General features: G+C 65.2%; 28 protein-coding genes. 17 read left to right on the top strand and 11 right to left on the bottom strand.

The genetic code is table 11. The features are described 5' to 3' along the window. Positions 1-52: 52 nt before the first annotated feature. The 3 genes from IT430_08160 to IT430_08170 all read left to right on the top strand — a co-directional run bounded on the left by IT430_08160 (position 53) and on the right by IT430_08170 (position 3,537). Positions 53-1,051, top strand: a complete 999-nt coding sequence (locus tag IT430_08160; protein MCC6907895.1) for a pyruvate dehydrogenase complex E1 component subunit beta — start codon at positions 53-55, stop codon at positions 1,049-1,051. 90 nt (positions 1,052-1,141) lie between these two features. Beyond that, positions 1,142-2,506, top strand: coding sequence for a 2-oxo acid dehydrogenase subunit E2 (locus IT430_08165; protein ID MCC6907896.1), 1,365 nt, complete (start codon positions 1,142-1,144; stop codon positions 2,504-2,506). A 119-nt stretch (positions 2,507-2,625) separates the two neighbouring features. Beyond that, positions 2,626-3,537, top strand: a complete 912-nt coding sequence (locus tag IT430_08170) for a hypothetical protein (GenBank protein MCC6907897.1) — start codon at positions 2,626-2,628, stop codon at positions 3,535-3,537. Between the two features lie 83 nt (positions 3,538-3,620). Here the strand turns inward: IT430_08170 and IT430_08175 are convergent, their stop codons facing one another. Beyond that, positions 3,621-5,189, bottom strand: coding sequence for a hypothetical protein (locus IT430_08175; GenBank protein MCC6907898.1), 1,569 nt, complete (start codon positions 5,187-5,189; stop codon positions 3,621-3,623). Positions 5,190-5,303: 114 nt separating this feature from the next. Here IT430_08175 and IT430_08180 point away from each other — a divergent pair, with 114 nt between their 5' ends. From IT430_08180 to IT430_08205, 6 genes are all read left to right on the top strand, one after another. Further along, positions 5,304-5,795, top strand: coding sequence for a hypothetical protein (locus IT430_08180; GenBank protein ID MCC6907899.1), 492 nt, complete (start codon positions 5,304-5,306; stop codon positions 5,793-5,795). A gap of 151 nt (positions 5,796-5,946) precedes the next feature. Continuing rightward, on the top strand, positions 5,947-7,509 hold the full coding sequence (locus IT430_08185; GenBank protein ID MCC6907900.1) for a VCBS repeat-containing protein: 1,563 nt from the start codon (positions 5,947-5,949) through the stop codon (positions 7,507-7,509). 94 nt (positions 7,510-7,603) lie between these two features. Continuing rightward, entirely contained in the window at positions 7,604-7,963 is a 360-nt protein-coding gene (locus IT430_08190; protein MCC6907901.1) for a CoA-binding protein, read from the top strand. Between the two features lie 36 nt (positions 7,964-7,999). Then, the gene (locus IT430_08195; protein MCC6907902.1) at positions 8,000-9,403 is read left to right on the top strand and encodes a short-chain fatty acid transporter; all 1,404 of its coding nucleotides are present in this window, start codon (positions 8,000-8,002) and stop codon (positions 9,401-9,403) included. Further along, positions 9,385-9,792 carry a hypothetical protein gene (locus IT430_08200; GenBank protein ID MCC6907903.1) on the top strand — a complete coding sequence of 136 codons (408 nt, stop codon included), beginning with the start codon at positions 9,385-9,387 and terminating at the stop codon, positions 9,790-9,792. The genes IT430_08195 and IT430_08200 overlap by 19 nt, the downstream gene beginning before the upstream one ends. Before the next feature lie 340 nt (positions 9,793-10,132). Beyond that, positions 10,133-11,485, top strand: a complete 1,353-nt coding sequence (locus IT430_08205; protein ID MCC6907904.1) for a hypothetical protein — start codon at positions 10,133-10,135, stop codon at positions 11,483-11,485. Positions 11,486-11,607: 122 nt separating this feature from the next. Here the strand turns inward: IT430_08205 and IT430_08210 are convergent, their stop codons facing one another. The 4 genes from IT430_08210 to IT430_08225 form a co-directional block, all read right to left on the bottom strand. Then, positions 11,608-12,117, bottom strand: coding sequence for an N-acetyltransferase (locus IT430_08210; GenBank protein ID MCC6907905.1), 510 nt, complete (start codon positions 12,115-12,117; stop codon positions 11,608-11,610). 47 nt (positions 12,118-12,164) lie between these two features. Then, positions 12,165-13,052, bottom strand: a complete 888-nt coding sequence (locus IT430_08215; GenBank protein ID MCC6907906.1) for a methyltransferase domain-containing protein — start codon at positions 13,050-13,052, stop codon at positions 12,165-12,167. 151 nt (positions 13,053-13,203) lie between these two features. Further along, positions 13,204-15,030: an ABC transporter ATP-binding protein gene (locus tag IT430_08220; GenBank protein ID MCC6907907.1), complete on the bottom strand. Its 1,827-nt coding sequence runs from the start codon at positions 15,028-15,030 to the stop codon at positions 13,204-13,206. An 80-nt stretch (positions 15,031-15,110) separates the two neighbouring features. Next, positions 15,111-16,055 (bottom strand): GNAT family N-acetyltransferase, encoded by a 945-nt coding sequence (locus tag IT430_08225; protein ID MCC6907908.1) that lies wholly within the window; start codon positions 16,053-16,055, stop codon positions 15,111-15,113. A 111-nt stretch (positions 16,056-16,166) separates the two neighbouring features. Between IT430_08225 and IT430_08230 the strand changes: the two genes are divergently transcribed. Beyond that, positions 16,167-16,796: a hypothetical protein gene (locus IT430_08230; protein MCC6907909.1), complete on the top strand. Its 630-nt coding sequence runs from the start codon at positions 16,167-16,169 to the stop codon at positions 16,794-16,796. A gap of 67 nt (positions 16,797-16,863) precedes the next feature. Further along, complete coding sequence (gene rpmA / locus IT430_08235) at positions 16,864-17,151, top strand: 50S ribosomal protein L27 (protein ID MCC6907910.1); 288 nt, start codon at positions 16,864-16,866, stop codon at positions 17,149-17,151. A 171-nt stretch (positions 17,152-17,322) separates the two neighbouring features. On the opposite strand, the gene IT430_08240 is transcribed toward rpmA, so the two are convergent. Beyond that, the gene (locus IT430_08240; GenBank protein ID MCC6907911.1) at positions 17,323-18,618 is read right to left on the bottom strand and encodes a glycosyltransferase; all 1,296 of its coding nucleotides are present in this window, start codon (positions 18,616-18,618) and stop codon (positions 17,323-17,325) included. Positions 18,619-18,675: 57 nt separating this feature from the next. On the opposite strand from IT430_08240, the gene IT430_08245 reads away from it, so the two are divergent. From IT430_08245 to IT430_08265, 5 genes are all read left to right on the top strand, one after another. Then, positions 18,676-19,047 carry a multidrug efflux SMR transporter gene (locus IT430_08245; protein ID MCC6907912.1) on the top strand — a complete coding sequence of 124 codons (372 nt, stop codon included), beginning with the start codon at positions 18,676-18,678 and terminating at the stop codon, positions 19,045-19,047. A gap of 162 nt (positions 19,048-19,209) precedes the next feature. Then, entirely contained in the window at positions 19,210-20,457 is a 1,248-nt protein-coding gene (locus IT430_08250; GenBank protein ID MCC6907913.1) for a DUF1573 domain-containing protein, read from the top strand. A gap of 47 nt (positions 20,458-20,504) precedes the next feature. Then, positions 20,505-21,185, top strand: coding sequence for a rhodanese-like domain-containing protein (locus IT430_08255; GenBank protein MCC6907914.1), 681 nt, complete (start codon positions 20,505-20,507; stop codon positions 21,183-21,185). A 19-nt stretch (positions 21,186-21,204) separates the two neighbouring features. Continuing rightward, positions 21,205-21,753 carry a DoxX family membrane protein gene (locus tag IT430_08260; protein MCC6907915.1) on the top strand — a complete coding sequence of 183 codons (549 nt, stop codon included), beginning with the start codon at positions 21,205-21,207 and terminating at the stop codon, positions 21,751-21,753. A gap of 6 nt (positions 21,754-21,759) precedes the next feature. Continuing rightward, on the top strand, positions 21,760-22,143 hold the full coding sequence (locus tag IT430_08265; protein ID MCC6907916.1) for a hypothetical protein: 384 nt from the start codon (positions 21,760-21,762) through the stop codon (positions 22,141-22,143). Here IT430_08265 and IT430_08270 read toward each other — a convergent pair. From IT430_08270 to IT430_08290, 5 genes are all read right to left on the bottom strand, one after another. Continuing rightward, positions 22,061-22,657 (bottom strand): hypothetical protein, encoded by a 597-nt coding sequence (locus IT430_08270; GenBank protein ID MCC6907917.1) that lies wholly within the window; start codon positions 22,655-22,657, stop codon positions 22,061-22,063. The genes IT430_08265 and IT430_08270 overlap by 83 nt on opposite strands. A gap of 2 nt (positions 22,658-22,659) precedes the next feature. After that, a complete protein-coding gene (locus IT430_08275; protein MCC6907918.1) occupies positions 22,660-23,805 on the bottom strand; it encodes an ankyrin repeat domain-containing protein in 1,146 nt (381 codons plus the stop codon). Between the two features lie 8 nt (positions 23,806-23,813). After that, a complete protein-coding gene (locus IT430_08280; GenBank protein ID MCC6907919.1) occupies positions 23,814-23,993 on the bottom strand; it encodes a hypothetical protein in 180 nt (59 codons plus the stop codon). Positions 23,994-24,008: 15 nt separating this feature from the next. Continuing rightward, on the bottom strand, positions 24,009-24,239 hold the full coding sequence (locus IT430_08285) for a hypothetical protein (GenBank protein ID MCC6907920.1): 231 nt from the start codon (positions 24,237-24,239) through the stop codon (positions 24,009-24,011). A 144-nt stretch (positions 24,240-24,383) separates the two neighbouring features. Beyond that, positions 24,384-25,217 carry a sterol desaturase family protein gene (locus IT430_08290; protein MCC6907921.1) on the bottom strand — a complete coding sequence of 278 codons (834 nt, stop codon included), beginning with the start codon at positions 25,215-25,217 and terminating at the stop codon, positions 24,384-24,386. 479 nt (positions 25,218-25,696) lie between these two features. On the opposite strand from IT430_08290, the gene IT430_08295 reads away from it, so the two are divergent. Continuing rightward, positions 25,697-26,350 carry a VWA domain-containing protein gene (locus IT430_08295; GenBank protein ID MCC6907922.1) on the top strand — a complete coding sequence of 218 codons (654 nt, stop codon included), beginning with the start codon at positions 25,697-25,699 and terminating at the stop codon, positions 26,348-26,350.

Below are 26,350 nucleotides of genomic sequence, written 5' to 3' on the forward strand. Positions count from 1 at the left end.
GCCGCGCGAGCGCTCGGCAGTCGGATCGAAGTCAATCAGCAGAGAGATTCACATGGGTGCTGCGGTAGCCACACGTCAGATACAGTTTCGCGAAGCGATACGCGAAGCGATGAGCGAAGAGATGCGCCGCGACAAGCGCGTGTTTCTGATGGGCGAAGAAGTCGCGCAGTATCAGGGCGCGTACAAAGTCAGTCAGGGCATGCTCGATGAGTTCGGCGAGAAGCGCGTCATCGACGTGCCCATCTCGGAAAACGGCTTTGCCGGGCTGGGCGTCGGCGCCGCCATGATGGGGCTGCGGCCGATCATCGAGTTCATGTCGTGGTCGTTCTCGCTCGTCGCAGCCGACCAGATCCTCAACAACGCGCCCAAGATGCTCTACATGTCCGGCGGGCAGTTCGGCTGCCCGGTCGTGTTCCGCGGCAACGACGGCGCCGGCGGGCAACTCGGCTCGACGCACTCGTGGGCCGTCGAGGGCCTGTTCGCCAACGTGCCCGGACTGCGCATTGTCATTCCCTCGACGCCTTACGACGCCAAGGGGCTGCTCAAGACGGCGATCCGCTGCGATGACCCCGTGTTCTTCCTTGAATCCGAGCGCATGCTCGGCAACAAGGGCCCGGTGCCCGAGGAGGAATACCTCATCCCCTTTGGCAAGGCGGACATCAAGCGCGCCGGCGGCGACTGCACCCTGGTCAGTTTCGGCCGGCCGGTGCACTTCTGCCTTGAAGCGGCTGAGAAGCTGGCCGAGGAGGGCATCGAGTGCGAAGTGATCGACGGCCGCACCATTCGGCCGCTCGACATGGACACGATTATCGAGAGCATCCGCAAGACGAATTACTGCGTAGTCGTGGATCAGTCCTGGCCCTTCGGCTCGGTGGCGAGCGAGGTCGCGACGCAGATCTACGAGCGCGCGATGGATCATCTCGACAACCGCGTGTACCGCGTGTGCAGCGACGACGTGCCGGCGCCGTACAGCAAGAACCTGGAGCAGGCCATGCTGCCCAATCCCGGCAAGATCATCAAGGCGGTCAGGCAGGCGATGTACCTGGAGTGACGTGTATCTCTGGCCTCTAGCCGTCGGCGGAAGCCGACACTTCTCGAACGACACTTTTCAGCGGGTGGAGCGATGGCAATTGAAATCAAGATGCCTCGTCTGTCGGACACGATGGAGCAGGGCACGCTCGTCAAGTGGCACGTGAAAGAAGGCCAGCAGGTCGAGTCGGGCCAGGTGCTGGCAGACATCGAGACGGACAAGGCGACGATGGAGATGCCGACCTACGACGCCGGCAAGGTCGCCCGGATTGTGTGCGAGACGGGCTCGAACGTCGCGGTCGGCGAGACGGTCATGATCCTCGCGGAAGAGGGTGAGTCGATCGAAGAGGCGATCAAATCGGTTGGAGCGGAGGCGAGTGAGGGTGAGAGCGGGGCCGGGGCCGAGCACGCCGCAGAGTCAAAGTCCAAGGCGCCGGCGGCCGCCAAACCCGCACAGGCGGCCGGCAGCGCCGCGGCGGCCGCCGCCGCGCCGTCACCCGGCGCCGGCACGAGCAACGGCGCCGGCAGCGCCAGCGGCGCCAGCGGCGCCAACGGCGCCGCCGGGCGCATGCTGGTGAGCCCGCTGGCCCGCCGCATCGCCGAAGAGAACGGGCTGGATCTCAAGTCCATCAAGGGCAGCGGACCGCAGGGGCGGATCATCAAGCGTGATGTCCTCGCGGCGCTCGGGCAGTCCGACGAGACTGGAGAATCGGAAACGGCTGCCGCGCCGGCAGCGCCAGGCGCAGCGGCAGCGCCCGTCTCGATGCCGGCCGCCCCGCTCGGCGGCAAGGTGGCGCTGAGCAACATGCGCCAGACGATCGCGCGCCGGCTGGTCGAATCCAAGAATACGATTCCGCACTACCAGGTGAGCGTGAGCGTCAACGCCGACCCCCTGCTCGATCTCCGCGGCACGCTCAACGAACAACTCAAGTCGCAGAACGTCAAACTGTCGGTGAACGACTTCCTCGTGCGGGCGTGCGCGCTGGCGATTCACCAGCATCCGCACTTCAACGCGGCGTGGAAGGGTGACAGTCTGCAGATCGGCGAGCGCATCAACATCGGCGTGGCCGTCGCGCTGCCTGAGGAGCGAGGCGGCGGTCTGGTCGTCGCCACCTTGCGCGACGCCGATCGCAAGGGTCTGCGGCAGATCTCCGCTGAGACCAGGGCGCTGGCCGACAAGGCGCGGGGCAAGGGACTGAGTCTCGAAGAGATGTCGGATTCGACGTTCACGATCTCCAACCTTGGCATGTACGAGGTGGACTTCTTCACCGCCATCATCAATCCGCCCAACGCGGCGATCCTCGCCGTCGGCGCGGCGATGAAGAAGCCCGTCGTCCGCAACGACGAGCTGGCCGTCGGCCACGAGATGAGTTGCACGCTGTCGTGCGATCACCGCATCATCGACGGCGCCAGCGGAGCGCGGTTCCTCCAGACGCTCAAGCAGTTGCTCGAGAATCCGGCGACGCTGCTGGTGTAGCGCCGCACTGGTTCGTCTTTTGTTGGGATTGCAAAGCAGGCGCCTTTTCGGTTAACATGCGCCCCATGAGCGGTCCGCAGTGGGCTGCTCCGTGGCACGTGTAGAAAGAGAGAGATGCAATGCGCAGAACAAGTGTGATCATGTCCGCGGCGGCGGTGGTGGCGGCCGGCTGGTGCACCGCGGCGGCGCTGGCCGATGGCCAGATTCCTGACCGGGCGACGCTGGACGCCATTCTGGGCGGCGGCCAGACGCTCGAAGACTTTGAGAGCTTCGTCATCGCCGACGGCGGCGCCACGGTTCTGGACATCGCCGTGCTCGATGACCAGTCGATCGCTTTGGGACAGGGGCCGGGTCTTGTGGAGGACGGAGCAACCTACTCCTCCACCACCCTTCAGTGGAACGGCAACGCGTACTACAGCCTGCAGAGCCGGACCTTCCTCGCCAACGCCGAGACGCTGACGATCACCTACGACCCCGTCGTCACGGCGATGGGCCTCGACGCCCGTGCGTTCGTCGGCTACGGCTACAACGGCTCGATGCGCGTGTACGACCTCAACAATGCGCTCGTGGGCACGATCAACTTTTCGCTCAGCAGCGGCGGAGCCGAGAATGTGTTCCTCGGCTGGGAGTGGAACGCGGGCATCTCGCGCGTCGAAATCGATGACTCCACCTGGTCCTGGAGCCCGGTGATAGATAATCACGGCTACGGAGAAGGCGGGACGACCTACCGCTGCAGCGTGAGCGGGCAGTGCCCCGGCACGCTCACCGTCTCCTGGCAGAACGCCAACCCCGGCCGCCAGCAGGGCATCGTCTTCGCGTCCAACACCGGCAGCTTCGTCATCCCCGGCGGCGTGTGCCAGGGAACGCAATTGGGACTCGGCTCGCAGAACATCCGTCTCGTCAACACCATCGGCACCGGCAACGGCTCGGGCTCGGTCAACGGCAACGCCGGCACCAGCGCGTGCGGAGGCTATCTCCAGCTCGTCGAAGTGCCGGGCTGCGCGACGAGCAACGTCGCCGGACCGATCTAATCCGGCAACTGATTTCGCTTCGTTCGAATCCTCACCCTCCGTGGGTGAGGATTTTTTTGTAGTCGCGAGTTCACCCGCGCCTGCTATTCGATCGCGCGCTCGACGACGTTGGATCGCCGTGCTTGCTGCACGCTCTGGATCAGGATGTCGATCGGCGGCGCGTTGCCGGGGATCGTGCGCATCAGCGTCGCGACGCCGTGCTGGTCTGCCGCAGCCGAGCCGATGAGCGTCGGCTGGTTGAGATTGAGCGTCACGTTGAGTTGCGGCACGAATGTCGAGCCGTAGCCGTTGAAGGTGTACACAAAGTACGTCGGCGCGCCCGGCGCGCCGCGATGGGACCGCAGCGCCGCCTGACCGCCGCGCACGAGACCAGTCGCCTCGAGCAGCATTCGCGTCTCGACACCGGCCTGCGCGAGGTGGATCGCGCCGGCGAAGATTTCTTCGGCCGTGGGCAGGATCTGGTTGGCCGGCAACAGGAATCCAAATTGCCCGGTATCGCGCAGTTCGAACGTGAACCCCCACGCAGCCCGCTCGGCGTAGGTGTAATCCTGCATGACGCCGCTGGACGGATAGAGACGCGTGTACCACGGCCCGGGCGAATACGGCATGTTGTGCACGGCCCGAATTGCGTTGGCGATCTCCTGGGCCAGCGGCGTGTACGCGCCGCCGTCGATGCTCGGGCTGGGCGTCCACGCCCAGGGGTAGAGGACGTACTGCGAGTAACTGTGGATGTCCACATGGCGCACGATCCATGGCTGGTCAAGCAGCAGATCGCGCAGGGCCGCGGTCTCGGGCTCGCTGAACGGCGCGGTGCCACGATAGAGGTCACTGCCCGGATCGCCAGATGACCCGACGCCGCCCCACTTGTACGACCAGTTGCGGTTCAGGTCGATGCCGAAGGTGCCGTTGCCGTTGTTGCGGCGGTTCTTGCGCCAAAGGCGGTTGCTCGTCCACGTGTAGACGTAGCCATCGACGTTGACGATCGGGATGATGTAGAAAACGTGCGAATCGACGAGCGCGGTGAGCGCGGGATCGACGCCGTATTGCCGGATGAGTTGATCGGCGATGTAGGTCGTGGTCATGCCGGCGACCCACTCGCGCGCGTGCTGCACGCCATTGAAGAGCACGCCGGGCACGCCCGGACCGGGCGCGGCGCCGGTGATCGCAATGCCTTTGATCGCGCGGCCCTCGACGCTCGTGCCGACCGTGAAGACGCTCGCGATGCCCGGCTGCAGCGCGGCCAGTTCATCGAGGTACGTGTTGATCTGGTCGTAGGTCTTGTAGTCCTCAAACCACAGGCCGGCGTTCGCCTGGCCGCGGCCGGCGGTGCGCGACTCGCGGTCGATGAGTTGCTGCACGTCGGCGATAAGCACCTCGTACGCTACGCCGGATGCGTCGAGCGCGGCGCGATTTTCGGGTGCGATGCGCACGTCGATCGGCCCGATGCCCACGCCGTGCGACCAGACGTCGGGCGTGAGGCGCAGCAGCGCTTCGAGTTCGACCTCGTTGCGCGGCACGGCGCGGACGATGGCGTGGCCGTCAAACCGCGCCCGCTGATCGACAGCCGCCGGAGCATCGGGCGGACTGGACTGCGACGAGGCGGCGGCCGTGATGCTGGCCAGAAGTGCGGCGGCGGCGATGAGGCGGTGCATGGCGTTCTCTCCCTCGGTGCGCGGTGGGCGCGATTCCAAGGGTAGTGTACCACAAAACGAGCCGGGCGAGGCGGCTAATCGCGCGCCTGGCCGGCTCGGCTATTATCCCGCACCATGAGCCAGTCTGCCGCAGCCGGCCGCGTTGAGGACCTGTTCATTACCGATCGCGAATCCGCGCCGATGCAATCCATCGCGCAGGTGAGGGCTATTGCGGGGCAGGGGCTCGAAGGGGATCGCTACGGCTCGAAGCGCGGCAAGTTCTCCGGCGGCGAGAACGAGCCGGTCGAGCCCGAGCAGCAGATCACGCTCATCGAGGCCGAGGCCATCGAAGGCGCGCGGCACGAGTACGAGATCGAACTGGCGCCGATCCAGGCCCGCCGAAACGTGCTCACGCGCGGCGTGGCGCTCAACCATCTCGTCGGCCGCGAGTTCAAAGTGGGCAACGAGGTTGTGCTGCGCGGCATCAGACTCTGCGAGCCGTGCGGCCACCTCGAAAAACTTACGCGCGAAGGCGTCCGCAAGTCGCTCATCCATCGCGGCGGCCTGCGGGCCGAGATCGTGCGAGGCGGGATGATCCACCGCGGTGACCCGATCGCCGGTGCCTGACACTTTCAAATTCGCATATTGCCAGCGCGATTCCGCGGGAACGGGGTGAAATTCCCGGGCGATCCGCCCCACTTGTGGTTCGTTTGGGAACATCAGCGCCGCGGATCGCGAACGAGACATTACAATGCCAGTGTCTCTGAGAGGAGGAATCATGCGCACTACACGTGAAGCGCGCCGCATCGCGGCGGCGCGATCGATCAGGTTGGTCAGCCTCGGTTCGGCTGCGATTGTGGAAGGAACACTCGGCCCCGCCGTCGCGCTGGCGCAGGCGCCGGAGTTCTATCCCACGGCGCCGGGTTCGCGCGACGTCGCTGCCGGCGATTTCAACCGCGACGGCTTTTCAGACCTCGCCGTCGGCTCATCAACGGGCGCCATCACCATCCTGACCAACGACGGGCTCGGCGCATTTCCCGATGCGCGCACTCTCAACACCGGCGGCGGAGACTACATGGAGGTTGCTGATCTTGATGGCGATCGCGATGCCGACATCGTCTCGGCTCTCGGCACCGCCGTGCGCGTCATGCTCAACGACGGCGCCGGCCAGTTTGGCGGCTCGCTCGAATACTCCGCTTCGGCGAACATCCACGGCGTGGCGATGGGCGATGTGAACAACGATGGGGTGCCGGACATCGTACTGAGCCAGTTCGCGGGCGAAACCTGGAAGTACGAAGTGATGCTCAACGACGGCCGCGGCGCGTTCTACTCCGTGGCCACCGGCGATTACGTCACGCTCGATCCCCAGCCTGCCGAATGGAGCGCCGTCACCGGCGACTTTGATGGCGATGGCGACGTCGATGCAGCAATGATGCAGCAGGGCTACGGCACGGGCGGCAACTACCACGCCGTGCACGTCCACCTGCTCATCAACGGCGGCGATGGCAGACAGTGGACGCGAGACACGCAGGTCTTCAATCAGGGCGACTTCGTCGATCCGCCGCAGCATCTCGTCGCGGGCGACTTCGACGGCGACGGTGATCTTGATCTCATGTACAACGACGGAGGCGGGTACGGCGGCTACAACGTGCTGCTGCGCCACCTCGCCAACGACGGCCACGGGGAGTTCTCCACGAGCTTTCTGTGGTCTCCCACGCTCGACAACTACACCAGGGGAGTCGCGCTGAGTGATTACGACGGCGACGGCGGCATTGACAGCGTCGCCGTCGTGAACATCGGCCAGGCGCAGCGGCAGTGCGCCGTCTACCTGCTGCGCAGGCCGGGCCAGTACGTGATCTTCCGCGACACCGAGCATGGCAAGGCGAATGCGCTGATCCTGCCGGAACTCAACGGTGACGGCTTGCGCGATGTGGTCACGGGCGTCTCATATCCTGCAGCGGGCATTCTCGTTTCGCTCAATGCGTACGTGCCGCCGCGGCCGGTGCTGATGCAGAGCCCGCTGCAGCGCGGCCAGGCGACGACGTTCACCGTCACCGGCGCACAGCCCGGCGAGCGCGTGCACTTGCTCTACAGCCTTGCGGGGACCGACATGTCCCTGGGCCTGAGCGTGCTCGGCGGCGTCTCGATCGATCTCACCCGGCCATTCTTCGCGTTCGCGTCGGCGACCGCCGATGGATCGGGCGAGGCGGAAGTCGTGCGGGTCATTCCGCCGCAGGCGCCGGCGGGCGCGATCCTGGCCACGCAGGCGGTCATCCGCCGCGGCCCGGGCGGCGCGGATTCCGTGAAGACCAACTTCATCACCGCGCCGATGGAGCCGTAGACGATTGCCCCGGTCGCATCGCGCAGTCCGATCCTAACATCCGGTCCAACCGGCAAGCCGGAGTGTCGCGCGGTGGGTCGGCGGGGAGACTCTCATGCGCATCATGATCATCGGCGCTTCGAACGAGCGGCACAAGTTCGGCAACAAGGCAGTGCGGGCGCATCTGCGGCAGAAGCACACCGTGCTGCCGGTCAATCCGAATGAGGAACAGGTGGAGGGTCAGCGCGCCTGGCCGACGGTGAAAGACGTACCCGGGCCGATCGATCGCGCTCTCTTCTATGTGCCTGCTCGCATCGGCCTGCAGGTGATCGACGCGCTGGCAGAGCGCGGCGACGTGAGCGAAGTCTGGCTCAATCCCGGCGCCGAATCAGAGGAACTCATCGCGCGGGCCAGGGAACTGGGCTTCGATCCCATCATGGCGTGCGCGATCATCGACATCGGCGAGCGGCCGTGAGTCTGCGAAGACGGCGGAGCCCTGATATCCTGATCCATGATCAGCAGACTCGGCTCCATCATTGCGGGCGTCTTTCGCCGAACATGTCCTGATCCTTTTGTCATCGCGATCCTTCTCACGCTGCTCACCGCCGGCCTGTGCTGGGGCCTGACCGACGCCGGGCCGACGGAGGTCATCGACGCGTTCATCGGCGGCAAGGGGATGTGGAACCTGCTGCTGTTCTCGATGCAGATGTGCCTCGTGCTAGTGACGGGGCACGCGCTGGCCTCCTCGCCGCCCGTGGCGTGGATGGTGCAGGCGCTGGCGCGCCAGCCGGGCAGCGCAGCACAAGCCACGGCGCTGGTAGCGCTGATCGCCGGCGCGTGCGCCGTGGTCAACTGGGGGCTCGGGCTCATCGTCGGCGCGCTCATGGCGCGCGAAGTCGGCCGGGCCATGGCGGGCAAAGGGATTCGCGTGCACTACCCGCTGCTCGCGGCGGCAGGTTATGTCGGGCTGATGGTCTGGCACGGCGGCCTCTCGGGCAGCGCGCCGCTCAAAGTGACCGCCATGAGCGATCTGCTCAACATCCTCGGCCCCGAACTCGCGGCGCAGATCCAGCCCATGCCCCTGCAGCAGACCATCGGCTCAACTATGAACATCGTCATCACTGGCGGCCTGGTGCTCGGCGCGCCGGCGCTGTTCATGCTGCTGCATCCCAGGAACGAAGCGGAGATCGAGACGTTCACCGACTTCCGCGTGCCGACGTACATCGGCGAGCCCGCGCTGGGATCGGACGATAAGGACGCCCAACTGCACATGGATGAGCCGCCCGCGAGTGTGCCCGAGTGGCTCGAGCGCAAGCCGTGGCTCGCGGGGCTGTTCGCGCTGTTTCTCGTGGCAGCGCTCGTGCAGGCGGTGCGGATGCTGCCGGGCATCGGCTCGGTCGATCTGAATCACATCAACCTGATCATGCTCATCCTCGGACTGGCGATGCACGGCTCGCCGGCTCGCTACGTGCGAGCGGTGGATGAGGCAGCGCGCGGCTGCGGCGGGATCATCCTGCAGTTCCCACTCTACGCGGGAATCATGGGCATGATGAGCGACACCGGCCTGAGCGCGCTGATCGCCACGAAGATGGCCTCGTTTGCCGATGCGCAGTCGCTGCCGCTCGTGACGTTCTTCAGCGCCAGCGTGGTCAACCTGTTTGTGCCCAGTGGCGGCGGGCAATGGGCCGTGCAGGGGCCGATCGTCGTCAAGACGGCTCTCGACGCGGGCGTCGACCCGGGCAAGATGGTCATGGCCCTGGCGTACGGCGACCAACTCACCAACATGCTCCAGCCGTTCTGGGCCCTGCCGCTGCTGGCCATCACCGGCGTACGGGCTCGGGACATCGTCGGCTACACCGCCATCGTAATGACCGCCGCGGCGGTGTGGATCGGGGTGTGGCTGCTTGTTCTTTGACGAGCCGCGCCCGCAAGAAATCTCGGATTTCTTCTCCACATTGCCACACTTGCCCTTGCACTCTTTCGAGAAGCGGGTACCTTGAAGCGGTCGGCGACCAGTACACTTCTCCGCCCTGGGATGTTCCGATCTACCGCATCGCAACCGAGGTCGGGACGAAGGCGGACTTCGTCGGGGCCGAATGGTGGGTAGAAGGGACTCCGGATTCGAACTTCACACTCCACAAGCAGTTCTTCTTCGGTAGCATCAATCCCGAGGAAACCTGGGAAGAGTTCATTGATCGCCGGGAAACGGATTCGCAGTTCTTTGGCGATGTGCGAGATCCCGGCTTTCTTCTCGATGATGTATTCGGCTGGTTCGCCCAAAACGGCTTCGCCGCCGCGTACTAGTCGGCGCTCCAGTACGACCCGGGATCAGAAAGCGTACCGAGCGAGTTCCTTGTCGAGGCCCTGCGCGGAACCAGAGTACGAGACGGATCGTTCTTCACACAGGGGAATGACACGGATCGCTTCAGTCCGATCGTGGATCTCTTCGAGACGGCAGGAGCTACGTACGAGATTAGTTCCTTCAGTCCGCATTCCGCCGCCTGCAGCACGAGTGTGACTTGCCCGGGGTGTGGGCAGTGACTGGCCCTTCGCGTGGAATCAGCGAGAGCCGATCCTACGTCTTCACGAGTGCCTCAGAGACGGCGAGGTGTCGATGTTCTCAAATAGGTTCATACCCACAGTAGTGGCCATCGGGATCACAATGAACTGTCCGGCTCACGCGCAGGAGTACCGGTACGCCCTCTTTCAACTCCCGTCGCAAAACGAGTCGCTCGGTGTTGATGCTTCAGGTGGACTGAATGCGGCTGGTGACGTGGTGGGAAGCGCACCCAACGAGAGCTTCTGGAATCCACGAGCGGTCTTGTGGCCGCTCGATGGGGGCGTTATCGATTTGGGAACACTCGGCGGCGACCTGGCCGGGGCGACCGCCATCAACGATCGTGGTGAAATTGTCGGCTCCTCGGGTTTCAAGCCTGGCGGAAGCTACTTCAAACGACGTGCTTTCGTATGGCGCGACGGCGAAATGACTGATCGCGGTACGCTCGGAGGCGAAACCAGCGTGGCGTATCAGATCAACAATTCCGGTGTTATCGTCGGCGAATCCGAGTTTGAGTTTGGCAACTCCGCAAGCGTTGGGTTTGTTTGGAGTGCCGGTCAGATGAGAGAGTTGGACGATCCTTGGCCAGATCGCAACGCCACGGATGTATGGGGCATTAATGACGACGGCAAGATAGTCGGCAAGGGGCTGAATGCACAGGGATTCCAGAGAGCCATGATTTGGGTTAACGAAGTGCCCAGTGATCTGGGGTCGCTTGCGGGAGGGGAGAGCGTGGCTTACGCCATAAACGAATTGGGCGATGTGGTCGGTCGCTCGGCGACTGCGAATGGCAGAGATCATGCGGTAATCTGGATCGACCAACAGATCATTGATATCCATGACGAGCAGTACGGCCCGTACAGCTGGGGGGATGACATCAATAACCAAAGGCAAGTCATCGGTTCGATTGGGAACCATATCGCGAGCCGTCGCATGTTCATCTGGGAGCCGGGACAACCAATGCGCCTGCTCAAGCACCTGATCCCTCCCCGAACGCGCTTGAATTGGCGTCTCGATCGGGGCAGGATCAATGATGTAGGCCAGATCTGCTCCACTGCAGAACCGGACGGCAATCCGGGCGCGACTTTCGCGCTGCTTCTGACCCGCGTCGATCCATCGATGAGTCTCGCCGCTCCCTTGCCCGGGACCGCAGGTACAGCCAACACCACCACCGTCAGTAACGCGAGGCCCGGCGCCCGCGTCATCTTCCTCTACTCCCGTCACGGCGGCGGGACGCGCATTCCCGGCTGCGACCTCCAGCAGAACGCCCTGCAACTCGATCAGCCGACCATCATCGGTAGCGCCATTGCGGACCAGAATGGCGTCGCGTCCATCACCCGCACCGTCCCCCTCATCGCCCGCGGCCAGACCATCCTCTTCCAGGCCGCGGTCCAGAACGAGTGCGCCATCAGCCAGTTGGTGGTGTGGCGGTTTGAGTAGACCATTCGACTCGGGGCCCCGCTCATGGTCGCGATGGGCGCTGCACCGGGAACCAGTTGGTCGGGGCCGAAGCATCGGTGGAAGTAGTCGCCGGCCGGATCCCGTCGTTCGATGCAGCTAGTTCACAACCGCAGATGCATGTGATGCTCGGCCGCGCTCTCGCTGCCGATGCGGATCGCATCTGGCTCGGTGCCCCACGTGACAAAGCCCAGCGACTCATACAGCGCGCGGGCCGCGGGCGTGCGCTCCGACACGCTCAGCCAGATGCACTCGACGCCCGGCCACGTACGCGCCGTGTTGATCGCAAGATTCATCACGGCCCGGCCGAGACCACGGCCGCGCGCTGCCGGCGAAACGTACACGCCCCAGATCAGCGCGCGGTGTCGCGTCTTACGTGGCTCCAGCCGCACGACCCCCGCCGACGCAAGCAGGCACGGCGCCGGTCGGTCGTCAAACGCGCCGGCGATGTCGTTCTCGTTCTCGGCCAGCTTCGCAGCAATGGCGCTCTCCACCACGGCAAAGTCATCATCGATGCAGCGCAGAAACGCCCACGACGACTCAACGAGCATCTCCCGCCGCAGCGCCGCATACGCGGGCGCATCATCGGGCGTGAGCAGGCGGATCACAGGCATGGGCGATGGTACGCCGGCTGCAACACCGCCTGGCGACGCGACGCGGATCAGACCTCAATGATCCACGAGGCGCGCTTGCCTCGGCGGTAATCGCGCGGCACATCGGTGCGGATAGGGATCTCGCTCCAGCGCGAAGCGCCGATGTGGCGCAGTATGAGATCGATGGCGCCGCGGCTTGGATAGGCGACCAGACCAGCGCTGCTGGCGCTGCGCACGTCGTGGGCTTCTTCCCAGTCCAGCAAGATGCTGGCGTCCCCGGCCGGGCTCACCGCGGTGTCGAGAACGATGCGCTCTCTGGCCATGTCGCGCGTCAACCTGAGCGCCGAGACCGGTTCGGGAAGGTGGTAGAGAATGCCGAGGTTGAGCACCACGTCGAATGTGCCGCCCAGCGCCTGGGGCGACATGCTCCAGAAGTCCAGAACTTTGAACTCGACGTTTGTTGCGCCGACGATGGAATTGACGAGATCGGCCTGCTCGATCAACTCCGGCCGGCTGTCAAAGCCGACGACATCCGCCCCCAGCAGCGCGCACTGAATGGACCAGAACCCCGAGTTGCACGCGATATCCAGCACGCGCTTGCCGGCCAGCGACCCGCCGCACGCCTCGACCAGCGGCGGCATGAAGTGGGCGAAGCGCTTCAGCGGGCGCGTCGGGTCGTTGGAGTGGGGCCCTGGATGATGATGCGCCGCGGCGAAGGACAGCCCTCCCTCAAATTCATGCGCGTAGTGCCAGAGATCGAACCGGGCAAAGGCAGCGCGGATGGCCTCGTCGCTCGGGCCGCCGGGTTTTCGGGGCAGCGGCCAGAACGGCTTGATCGACGGCAGGTGATCTCCATCTGACCGGGGTGCTCGTGCAGGCGCCTCCGCCCGCCGAATCTCATAGCCGAAGTAGCGGAAGGCTCTTTGCAGACGCGGACTCAGAGCATGCGTGGTCATGGTGGGTCTCCACAGACCGCAGACGGCCGGTCGCGGGGAAGGACCGCGCCGGCGCTTGGTGGCCGGTGCGCATGACTCATGCTACTCCGCATCGAGAGGAGCTCGCATGAGGAAAACCGCCTGCATTAACGAATGGCGAACGGAGACCGCTCTATGCCGCGTCCGTGTCGGTGAGCTGCGTGCGGCAGAGTTGCTGGTAGAGCGCGCAGCGGTCGAGCAGGTCCTTGTGGCGGCCGATGTCCACGATGCGGCCGCGATTCATCACCACGATCCGGTCGGCGTTGATGACCGTGCTCAGTCGGTGCGCGATAACCAGGCTCGTGCGGTCCTTGCAGAACTTGTCGAGCACGGCATTGATCTGCGCTTCGCTGTCGGCGTCGATCATGCTCGTCGCTTCGTCGAGGATGAGAATGCGCGGATTGCGGAGAATCGCGCGCGCGATGGCGATGCGCTGGCGCTGGCCGCCCGAGAGGGTAACACCCTGCTCGCCGACGATGGTGTCGTAGCCTTGCGGCTTGGCGCGGATGAACTCGTCCGCCAGCGCGGCATGAGCTGCGCCGACGATGCGCTGCTTGTCGATCACGCCGCTGCCGTAGCCGATGTTGTTGGTGATCGTGTCGTTGAAGATGACGGTTTCCTGCGTCACCACGCCGATCTGCTGGCGCAGACTCTTGAGCGACACCTCGTGCGCGTTCACGCCGTCGATGAGCACCTCGCCCGAGTCGGGATCGAAGAGGCGCGGGATGAGGCTGAGCAGCGTGGTCTTGCCGCAGCCGTTGGGCCCGACGAACGCCACGACCTCGCCATAGTGGATCTTCAGATCGATGCCATTGAGCGCCGGCGTCTGGGCGTTGGGGTAGGTGAAAACCACGTCGCGGAACTCGATGCTGGCCGAGTGGGGATCGAGGCGGCGGCGCGTGTCGCCGCGCGACTTCTCGACCTTGGTGCGCAGCAGTTGCACGAGGCGGTCGGCGGCGGCGGCGGCTTCGTAGATGTCGTTGGTCAGGGCCGTCAGCGGCCGCACCGACGCCCCCGCCGCCCCCAGCGCCATCAGCGCGCCCAGCGCCTGCGTGCGGTCGGCCGCGCCGTTGAGGATGTACCACGCGCTGATCCCGCCGAGCACGATGATGCCGATCATCGTAATCGCCTCGACCACCGGCGAGTTGAGCGCCTTGGCACCGCGGATGGACAGTTCAGCCGCAAGCAGGCGCTTGTTCGCCTGGTTGAAGCGGCCGACCTCCTGGCGCTCGGCGGTGTGCACCTTCACCACGCGGATGCCCTGGACCGACTGGGTGATGGTGGCGAGCATGAGCCCCGCCTGGCGCAGCGCCTTCTTCGACGCGGTCTTGATGCGCTTGCTGAAGTAGCGCACCACGCCCGCGAGCACCGGCGTGCCGATCAGCGCGATCAGGCTCATCTTCCAGTCGAGCACGAACGCCACGATCAGCGCCGCCACTCCCTTGAACAGTTCCGCCACCGCCTTGCTCGTGATGGCGGTAAAGCCGCGGCTCATCTGGTTCGAATCGCGCACGATGCGGCTGATCGAATCCATCGTGCCGTCGGCGACGATCGAGCGCAGCGGAAAGTGAATGACGCGATAGAACGCCGCCTTGCGGATGTTCGCCACCGTGCGGATGCACGCCGTCATTGCCAGGAGCGTGTGGAAGTACTTGGCGAAGGCCCCCACGATGGTCAGCGCGAACACGATGCACAGAACGACCAGTACGCCCTGGAACGGATCGGGCGGCAGCAGGTCGATCCACTGCTGCGGGATGATGTTGTTCCACTTCTCGTTGTACTCGGTGACGAGATCGGGCAGGTTGCGTGTCGTCGCGCCGAGCATCGCCTTGAGGACGATGGGGATGGTGGCGATGCCGGCGCCGAAGCAGGCCGCGGAGATCGTCGCCGCCATCAGGGCCAGGGCCACGGTCGTGCGGTATCGGAGGATGTGCCTGGCGAAGCGCCAAAAGTTCTTCATGGAAGAGTTATTATCGCCGTTCCGCCGCCGCGGAATAGCCCGCCCTGGAGATCGCGTTCGAATCTCACCCGACCCGGCGTTTACTCATCATCGGGCACTGGGCGGATGTACGCCAGTCGGCGATCGGTTCGGGCCAGCCCAAAGGACTTGTAGAGCGACAGGGCCGGAAAATTGTCTTGATCGACGGCAAGTGTGAAGCGAGTGTAGGGCCGCTCCGATAACTGGCGCAGCGCCAGGGCCATCAATCGGCGCCCAAGCCCCCGGCCGCGGTAACCCGCCCCCACGCCAAGATAGGAGAGTTCAACGGACTCCCCGTCGGCCAGCGGATTGAGCAAAAGCACCGCCGCAGGCTGCTGATTCCACAGGACCAGCGTCCACAGCAGCGGATCCTGCACTCCCGCGCCGACGTGATCAGCCAGGACATCGTCGATGTTGCGCAGACCGCACAGGGCCGGACAATCGAGGGTATCTCTGTAGGATTGCAGCAGGGCTTCCTTGAAGAGCGGCTCCAAGGGCGGCTCGTAGTGCAACAGTCTCACTTCCGCGGGCCACTGCGGCTCCGGGACCCCTGCGGCCCGCGACACGCGCCGCTCCATGTAGTTCAGCACCGCCAGCCGCGTGTACCCCGCCTGCTCAAAGGCGGCGGCGGTGAGCGGCTCATCGGGCTCCATCAGCACCTGCGTCAGGGCGATGCGGCGGTGGTCGAGGCTGCGGTGGGCGTGGCCGATCAGCCGGGCCAGCGTAGCCACTTCTTCGGGGTAGCGAGGGGCGGTCACAAAGAGCATCGCGGTGCGACCCGAATTGGGCAGGGCGATCAGCGCCGGCCGCAGCTGCCCGTGGTCGCCGGCCACGGCCCAGCACTGGTCGGCGTCGAGGCGCTGAGAACGGATGAACTCAAGGAACCGCCGGGCCGCCGCAGCCGAGGGGTCGCTCCCGCCTCCCACCACGTGGCGCAAGGCGTCGAGCAGCCGGTCCTGCGGGACCTGGAGGATGACGCCGGGCTGGAGGTGGGCAGGGGCGGACACGTAGCGGTCGCTCGAAAATGACGGATCGGCCGCCCAGCGGGTCTGGTCCGGCGGGCGAGTCTCGGGTATGCTAGGACTGCGCACTGCAGCCCAGCCGCCGGGAGATTTCAGATGTTTCAACTCAACCTGAGAACTCGACTTGCAGCCGCCCTCCTGCTGGCCGCTCTGGCCGCGATCATCGCCCCGGCTTCGCACAGCGCCTTTGCCGCGCCCGAGCCCAGCGCCCGGCCGCCGCGCTGGGAACTGCACTTCGAGGTCGTGCACGATCTGCGGCTCATCGAGCTTGACGACCAGTGGTACTGGTTCATGACCTACCTCGTCACCAATCGCACCGGCGAGGATCAGGTCTTCGTGCCCAATGCGGTTCTCGCCACCGACGCGGGCGACATTGCCAAAGACGGCGAAGACGTGCCCTATGAGGTCACGCAGGAACTTCTCAAACTGATGAAGAATCCCCTGCTCGAATCGAAGAATCAGATCATCGGGCAGCTCAAGACCGGTAAGGAATACGCCCGCGAAGGACTGCTCGTGTGGAAAGCCGGCACGCTCGATGACGTGCGCGACGTGCGCGTGTTCTTCGGCGGGCTGAGCAGTGACACGCAGGTCGTCAAGAACCCCGTCACCGGCGACGATGCGGTGGTGCGCAAGCACCTCGCCAGGCTGTATGACTGCCCAGGCGACCCCACGGCCGACCCGGCCGACGCCGTGCAATTGCGCAAGCAGGAGTGGATCATGCGCTGAAGCGCGGCTACCCTTGCCGGCTTTTCCCGGGATTCCGGGATGGATTTGAATACACGGAGCATTCGTCATGGCACATAAAAAGGGACAAGGCTCGACCAAGAACGGCCGGGACTCCAACCCCCAATACCGCGGCGTGAAACTGTTCGGCGGCCAGCAGGCCCAGGCCGGCTCGATCATCGTCCGCCAGGTCGGCACGCCCTACAAAGCCGGGTACATGGTCAAGCGCGCCAAGGATGACACGCTGTTTGCCATGTGCGACGGCACGGTCCGCTTCCGCAACCGCACCGTGGACATCATCCCCGCCGACGATTCGATCCCGCGCTACACGGCCGTGGAGACCGCGACGAGCAACTGATCGCCCGATCGAGCATGAATGACCTGCAGGAGCGGCCGGATTGCGGCCGCTCCTGTTCGTTTTTGAATCGCGGCGCCACTCTGCGCCGGCTCCGCTTGCTGAGTGCGAATCGCGTAACGAATGCAGCTCACGCAGAGGCGCAGAGATCACAGAGGTACTCGGGTCAAGGACTCAGCTCTGCGCACTCCGCGGCTCTGCGTGAGATCCTGCCTTGACGCCCGTGGTGCGAGCGTGCATCAGATCGGTCAACAGCCGCGCGTGCTCGGGCACGCAGCCCTGCTTCGAGCGGATAACCTCCAGGCCCGCGGCCGCGACCTCCGCGCGCCGCTGCGGACTGCCGAGCAGTTCGCGCACCACATGGGGCAGTTGTGCGGCGGTGGTTTGAATCATCCCCCCGCCGTCGAGCAGCGCGCGGGCGACGCTTTCGAAGTTGCGCACATCCGGGCCGACGATGACGGGCTTGCCCAGCGCGATGGGCTCCATCATGTCGCTGCCGCGCTGGTTGGAAAACGTGCGGCCGACGATGATGAGATCGGCCAGGGCGTAGGCGGCGCGGAGTTCGCCGATCGAGTCGAGCAGGAAGCGGAAAACGTACCTGTCCCGTTTATTGTCCTGCGAGCGGCGCACGCACGGCGCGAGCACGCGCGCCGCTTCGTCGAAGTGCTCGGGCTTGCGCGGCGCGACGATCAGTTGCACGTCGTCGGGCACGGCGGCGTCGATCAGCCCTTCCTCACCCGGCCCCGTGGAGCCGGCCACGACGATCGGCCGCTTGCGATCGAGCCCAAACAGTTCCGCGAGCCGGCCCGCCGCCTCGTGCAAGCCCTCCTGCCCTTGCAGCGCATTGTCCCACTTCATCGTTCCCACCACGCGCACGCGCTCCGGCCGCGCGCCCACGGCGATGAAGCGCTCGGCGATCGCTTCATCCTGCGCCACCACCAGGCTCAGCCGGCGAAACGACGGGCGCACGAGCGGGCCGATGCGCCGGTAGCGCGGGAAACTTCGATCGGAGAGTCGGCCGTTGATCACGGCGACGGGGATCCCCCGCTGCTCGCACAGCCGCGTGAAGTTCGGCCAGACTTCGAGTTCGACCAGCGCGACAAGATCGGGCCGCGTCGCATCGAGGAATCGCCGCACCGCCCGACTGAAGTCCAGCGGGTAGCGCACCACGGCGTGCTCAGCGGCAAAGAGCGCGCGGGCCCGGGCCAGGCCAGTGTCCGTCGTGGTCGCGATGACGATCTCGAACTGCGGGGCCAGACGCGCAACCAGGCCGCGGATCGCGTTCACCTCGCCCACGCTCACGGCGTGAAAGAGGAGGCGCGGCCGGCGCGGCGGGGGAAGCGGGTCGACCTGGCCGAGGCGGGCCCGCAGATCGATGCGCGGCTTGCCGCGCAACGGCCGCACGATGAGCCACAGCGGCGCCGTGACGATCGCAGCCAGGAAATAGACAACATCCATCACCAGCGACATGGTCGGGATTCTAACGCCACGGGGCGGTTGCCGATTGGCGCCCCGTAAAATCCGCGCATGACCATCCTTTACATGCTGCTGGCGATTGCGTTCGAGACCGGCTGGGCGGTGGCGATGAAGGCTTCCATTGGGCTGAGCCGGCCGGTGCCGGCGGCCATCACCATCGTCTGCTACCTGCTGAGCGTGGTATTTCTGGCCCTGGCCGCCAAGCGGATGGAACTGGGAGCCGCGTACGCCATCTGGGCCGGGTCAGGGGCCGTGCTGATCGCTCTGGCGGGGGCGGCGGTGTTCGGCGAGGCCCTCTCGCCGGGTCGGGTGCTCTCGATCGGCCTGATCGTCGCCGGGATCGTGGGCATTCATCTCTCCGGCAGCCCGCCGCCGGCCGCCCAGACGGGCCGGCAGAGCGCTTCTTTGGCCGATTCGGGCTGAAGAGCCAAGGTCGCGGCGGCAATGAGCCAATATTTTCTCCCGGACGTGACGCCCAAAACCGGGTCGTGCGTCTACTGTTTGTGATCGACACACATGGCCCGCCGGGCGACCAACCCGGCTTATCAGACGCGTTCGAGACGGCGCAAGAGAGGGGTTGACCTCATGGCAACGTTGAGCATTCGGCACCACGCAGCAATCGCAGCCACCCTGGGCGTTCTCGCCCTGGCCCCGGCGGCCTCGGCCCAGCTGTTCGGCCGCACCACGCCCGGACCCGACGGCGACACGACCTACGTCCGTGCGGCGAACATCAAGTTCGAGAACGAAGAGCACGACTTCGGCGTCGTGGCCGACACGAACCAGATCGTCTGCAACTTCGAGTTCACCAACGTCGGCAACGACATGCTGATCATCTCCGAAGTGACCAGCGAATGCGGCTGCACGGTGCCCGAACTCAAGGTGCGCGACTACCTGCCCGGCGAGAGCGGCAGTATCGAAGTGCGCTTCGAGCCCAAGGACCGCCCCGGCAAGCAGCGCAAGGCCATCACCATCAAGTCCAACGACGTCAACTCGATCAACGGCGAGCGCAAGATCTACATCGACGTGGACGTGCACCAGGCCGTCAAGCTCTCCACCCCCTCGCTGAGCATCGGCCGGCTCATCTACGGCAAGGGCGGCGGCGGCGAGGTGACGCTCACCTCAAAGCGCGACATCTTCGAGATCGTCAAGACGGACGTGGCGGGGTCCAATCTCAAGGCCGAAATCGTGAAGAAGGAAGAAATCACGGAGGCCGACGGCACCAAAGCGCAGGCGATCACCGTCAAGTTCACGGTCGATCCGGCGGCCCCGATGGGCTACCTCGATAGGCAGATTATGTTCACCACGCGCCTGAGCAAGGAAGACAGCGCCGAGACCATTGAACACCTTGTGAGGTTCCACGTCAGCGCGCACATCGCCGGGCAGCTGCAGGCCACGCCCGAGCGGCTCACGTTCGGCACGCCCGCCGCGGGTGAGAAGTTCGAGCGCCAGGTGACGATCTACAACCTGGCCAACAATCCGTTCAAGATCACCAACCTCCGCGTCGAAGCGCCGGAGAATCTCAAACTGACCGTCACGCACGACACCGTGACCGTCAACGGCAAAGACGTGCCCCGCGTGCGCGTCGAGGGCTACGCTCCGGAAGAGCGCGGCAGCTTCAACGGCAAGATCTTCGTCTCGACCGACCTGCCCAACGAGAAGGACCTTGAGATCACGTTCTTCGGCAGCGTCCGCGCGAGCAACCGCGGCCCGATCGTGATTCCAAGCCAGAAGCCCGCCGGCGAAACCGATGGCGACAGCGACGGCAGCGCCACCGGCACCGGGCCGGCGACCAAGGGCAAGCCCCAGGCGGATGACGACGGCGCCGACCACTGATCGAGCGCGCCGCCAGGCGGCCTGAAGTTCAACGCAGGGAGCGCAACATGGCGTGCAATCCGGTGAAGTGCGCGGGCATGCAGATGATCGTGCTGACCGCCGTGGCGGCCGGAGCGGCGACGCTGCATTACTCTTCCGCCACGAAACAGCGCGCGTTGATGGAGGACTTCCTCAAGGCATCAGCCGGGGGTTCGAAGGCGACCGCGCCTTCGAATGGCGCGCACGCCGCAACGACCGACCCCGCATCCGCCCAAGGGCCCGGCGAGACGCCGGGCGGCGATGAGGGCGCGGCGAATTCGACGCAGACTCCGACGGACCCAGCGCTCGACAGCGGGCCGGCGATCCTGCGCGGCCTTGAGTCGTTGATCACAGTTGAGCAGGCGGTGGAAATCTACAATCTGCCCTACGTCGATCCGCAGGCGCCGCTGGTGTTCTTTCTTGATGCGCGCGAGCGTGATGAATATGAGAAGGGCCACATCCTCGACGCCTACAACGTGACGCCGCAGAGTTTTTTCAACGACACGCTGCCCGAAGAGATGGACCAGTGGCCCAGGGATTCGATCATCGTGGTCTACTGCTCGGGCGGCGACTGCGATGCCTCGCACCTCGTTGAGACGCGGCTGAGGCTCGAGAAACAGTTCACGCGCGTCTACGTGATGGGCGACGGCTATCCGGGGTGGACGCGTCTGAACCTGCCGACCGACATCGGGCCGCGCCCGTCGAACTGAACCTCCAGCGGAGCAAGCCGTGGCTTCAACGTGCAATGAGAATCCAACGCTGCCCGCCGGCGCGCGAGCGGGCCTGCTCGTGGCGCGCCTCGTCATGGGCGGCCTGTTTCTCTTCAGCGGAGCGGCCAAACTGGGCTGGGTCTCGACCCTGAAGTCCATCGGCCCGCTCGAAGGGCTCGGGAGACAGGGCATCGACCCGGCCGCCTTCGCCGGCACCATCAAGGGCTTTCGCATCCTGCACCCAGACCTGATTCCCGCGGCTGCGTTCGCTCTGCCGTGGCTGGAAGTGGTGTGCGCTGCGGCGCTGATCATCGGCCTGGGCACGCGCGGGGCGGCGCGCATCGTCATCGCGCTGCTGCTGATCTTCTGCGCCGCGATGATCAGCGTCATCGTGCGCGACATCGACGTCGACTGCACGTGCTTTGGCAAGTTCCTCGGCGGCGCGGTGGACTGGCTGAGCATCGCCCGCAACGTCGCCCTTATGGCCGTCATGTGGCCGGTGGCGAAATGGGGCGCGGGAACGCTGGCGCTCGAGCACACGCTGATGAGACGGCCGGCGCAGGCGTGATTGCGGATGGACATCCCGATCGAAGAGATTCGAACGAAGTGGCGTGCATTGGCGGAAGCCGGCACGTTCGCTGAACTGTTCACGAGCGCCGAGACGCCTGTCGCGATCATCAAACCGTCGCACATCTATCACTATCGAGTTGACGACGAACTCACTCTGGAACTCGCGTTGATGGTGGTCGTGCATCCCGGAACCGGCGGACAGGCGCTCACGGCCATTCCACTTGAGGGCGTGGGTGACATCCGACCGAGCGACTACGTACCGCCGCCGGGCTCGATGGCCGAGCAGGGCGACTTTCACTGTGAGATCACTTCCGACGCGGTCGAGCAGTTCTTTCGTGACCAGCAGCGACAAGATCCGACTCCGATCGATTCTGCGCCGCCGACGTGAGACGCGGCACGCGGCAGCCGCACTCGGGGCAGGTGATGTCGTGCTCGAGTGCAGCGGGCAGGTGGCCGTGCAGGTCATAGCCGCAGAACGGGCAGATCGATTCATCGAGATTCGCGAGCAGCTGGTAGACGGCCAGTCGATTGCGCCTCACATTCCAGAGGTGTTGCGCGGCGCCCATAACGACAAAGCCGAGCATCCCACCGGCCCAGAGAATGATGATCTCCAGCATCAGATACCGGCGCGGAGGCAGCAGAAGCGCCGCAAGCCGTCCGCCGAGCAGCATACCGATGACAAATGGCAGGATATACAGCATGAGAAATCGCCACAGCCGTCGCGACTGGCTCTCAGCAGGGGTGGCCACGACCGTCAACGCAAAGACCCGATCGCGAGGATCGGCCAGTCGGGCGAGTTCAGGGATCGACCATGTGTAGATCCACGCGAGGCCCGCGTACCACGCTCGGCCAGCCGCGCCCTCCACGCAGGTGTGCAGGCGATCGTACCAGCGGCCGTACATGATCAACGCTTGCCCGCGGCGCGCTCGGCCTCGGCTCGCGCGATGGCCTGCCGGGCCAGGGCCTGCACCTGCAGCCGCTCATCGGTCGTGTTGTGCGCCGCCCAGTCGAGCATGTTTGTTTCGCTGTTGTAACTGCGCTCCAGCGGGTCGGCGCCCGCATCGAGCAGCGTCTGCAGCGTGGCGGCGCGGCGATGGTGCGCCGCGATCGTCGCCAATGGCGGGCGGTTGCGAACATAGCGCAGGGTGTGATTGGGATCGGCGCCGGCGGCACAAAGCAGCGCGATCATGGCGGGATCATCCGCCTCGACCGCGGAATACAGCGGCGTCCACCGACCTTCCCCTTCGGCGTTGGGCGCTGATCCGGCTTCGAGCAGTCGCCGCGCGAAGTCCAAAGAGCCGAAGCGGCTCGCGGCCCAGATGAGCGGCGTGAACTCGTAACGATCGCGCGCGTGGATCGAGGCGGGATTCTCGCGCAGCATCTGCTCGAATGCTCCAACGTCCTGGCGGATGATCGCCTGTGTGAGCGGGGGAAACCCATCGAGGCTGCCGGGCCCCGCCGGGAACTCGCCGCGCATGTACATGTCATACACTGCGGAAAACATCGGCCCGAAGTCGTTCTGTTTCAGGTTCGCAACGAGTTGGGCTGTGATCCACTTTCGATCGGTTACAGGCAGGAGCAGCAGACTGACTGAGAGATCACCCGCCGCGTACAGGGGGACTGAGGGCCAGTCGAAACCGACGGCTTGATTTGGATCAGCGCCGAATTCAAGCAGCAGTTCAGTGAGGTCCACGCTGCGCGCGCTTGGGAGGGCTGCGTAGTAGAGCGGCGAGAGCGAATCCGCATACAGGTTCGGATCAGCGCCCCCTTCGAGTAGCGCCTCAACCATCTCGACGTACTCAAGTTCGATGGCGGTGACGAGAAAGGTGCGCGTCTTGACGACATCGAAGTCGCCGGCGAGCAGAATCCCAATGAGCTGGCTGCGCACGAAACTGAGATTCGGATCGGCGCCTTCATTGAGGAGTCTGGCAGCCAGCGCAACGTCGTTGGCGAGCACCGCGTCTCCCAGCCGGCCGCTGTTACAGCCGGCGCTGAGCAGAAGACACAGCGCGAGCGGAACCGCCATGGCAAGCCCCGTCGGTCGTTCCATGGATAACTCTAGCTGCAGTCACAGGAGTGGCGAGAACCCCTGCTCGACGCGGCCAGACCGATCATCAGCAGGCAGACGAAGAGGAGAATCGACTGCACGACCGTGATCGAAGGCGTGCTGAACGTGATCAGCGCCACAGCCAGAATGTAGAAGATCGAACGCAGAATCGGGTGGCTACGGACGGCCATGCAGAATGGTACCTGTCAGAATGTCCAGATCACCTCGATGAGCAGTTGGATGATGATCAGAAGCAACGGCAGCCCGACTCCAAGCCCAACGAAGAGAAGCAGGACCAGATTCACCGGCACGCGCAGACGCGCTGAATCAGGGGATCGAAACGTCCGGTCATCGCCGGGGTCGAATACGCGGCCGCACTCCGGGCAGCGGTGCTCGGCGAGATTCTGCAGGTCGTAGTTGCACGACAGGCAATGCACACCACATGATACAACACGATCGAGGTAAAGTATGATGCACGGGATCCCGACACAGGGGTAGGTCAGGTGAAACCTGACAGAACAGCGCGAACCGGAGCGGCGGCGAGCCTCGCGTGCTCATCGCTGCGCGCGGCCGCCGAAGTGTCAGGCTCTGGCGTGATCTACTGATTCGCCCGGCGGATGGCCACGCTGGCTCTTCACGGGGCCGAGGGGGGTCAGGAGCATTCCGCGCAGCGTGTCGGTGTCGGCGGCACTGTAGCCATCGAGGCCGAGTTCGATCTGCTGCACCTCATCGCGGACGCGGTACGTGCCGAACACGCGGTCCCACAGAGAGAAGATCGCCGAGTAGTTCGAGTCGGTTTCGGGCGCCCAGCGCGAATGGTGAACCCAGTGCATGCGCGGCGTGACGATGATCATGCGCAGCGCGCGGTCGAGAGGCGCCGGGATGTTCACGTTGGCGTGATGAAAGACGGAGGTCGTGAGCAGCAGGATCTTGAAGACGAGGATGTGCAGCACACTGACGCCGAGGATGGGAACAGCCAGCGCCAGGCCGAACATGGACATGATGATCTCGCCAGTGTGGAAGCGAAACGCCGTGGTCGAATCGACCTCGGCGTCGTGATGGTGCACGGCGTGAAAGCGCCACAGCAGCGGCGTCTTGTGCCAGAGGATGTGCAGGAGGTAGTGCCAGAAGTCGAGCAGCAGCAGAGCCGCGGCGAACGCGAGCAGCGGCGGCAGTTCAGGCGCGAGATGGAGCAGGCCGATGTGATGCTCGCGCGAGAGCAGCGCCAGCCAGAGAATCAGCGGCGGGAAGACCAGCGCGCACAGCAAGCCATTGGCGACTCCAAGGACGACGTTGCGCATCCCATGGGGCGTGCGGCTGCGGGGCCGGGCGATGAACGGCGCCCAGCCCTCGGCGACCCAGATGATCATCAGCGCGGCCGCCGCAGCGGCGGCGGGGCCGGTGCTGTCGAACATGTCTCTCCTCCACCCGGAGTATTCACCGCCGGGATTAAGCCTTGATGAGCGGGCAGCGGGGAAAGTCAGCGGTCAGGTCAGGTGAAACCCGACAGCAGCGCGAACCGGAGCGCCGGCGGGCCTCGTCCTGATCGCTCCGCAAGGCCGCCGATGGCCAGGCTCTGGCTTGCAAGGCGGCCGGCGGCGCTTGCAAGGCGGCCGGCGGCGGTGTAGCATCGCCTTGGCCTTGTTGCCGCGCTCCCGTGGGCCGTCCAACTGCGTGCCCGGGTCCGATGCGGCCGTCACACAACCGAGTCGAAGCTATCGGCGCCCAAGCGGCGCCTTGCCGTCGCGCGCCTGCCAGGGATGCAGGCCGCGCCGCATGGGCGCGCGTGCCCGGGCGCGGAAAGGAGCAGCACATGAACTGACCCTTCGCAATCGCCACAGACGCGTTGCGAGCCACGAAACACTTTCACATTTTCATTGAAGAGGAGTCCACCATGACAGACTGCAACCTGGCCGACATCACCCTGGTCATCGACCGCAGCGGCTCGATGAGCCACGTTCGCGCCGAAGCGGAATCGGGAGTGAACGCTTTCATCCGCGAGCAGGCCGCCGCCCGCGGACAGGCCAACCTGACGCTGGTCCAGTTCGACACCGAGTATGACTTTGTGCATCGCGGCATGCCCATCGGCGACGTGCCGCCGTACACGCTTGAGCCGCGCGGCTGCACGGCGTTGCTTGACGCCGTCGGACGCGCCATCACCGAAGCCGGCCAGCGGCTCGCGGCCCTGCCGGAAGAGGCCCGGCCCGGGCTGGTGGTGTTCGCCATCGTGACCGACGGCCACGAGAACAGCAGCCGCGAATTCACCAGGCAGCAGGTGCGCGACATGATCACGCACCAGCGGCAGGTCTACAACTGGCAGTTCGTATTTCTCTGCGTCGATGACAAGGCGTTCGACGAAGCGGTCGATATGGGCGTCGATCCGGCGGCGACGTCAAAGTACGAGCAAATCGACACGAGTCGTGCCTACAGCGTCCTGTCCCGCGCCGTGTCCCGAGGGCGAACCAGCGCGATGGCGCATGATCGCCAGTCGATCGAGATTCTGGATTCAGAGCGGCAGGAGTTGCAGCCGCAGCCGCCTTCGAAGTAG

Source organism: Phycisphaerales bacterium (assembly GCA_020852515.1).
Lineage (GTDB): Bacteria > Planctomycetota > Phycisphaerae > Phycisphaerales > UBA5793 > UBA5793.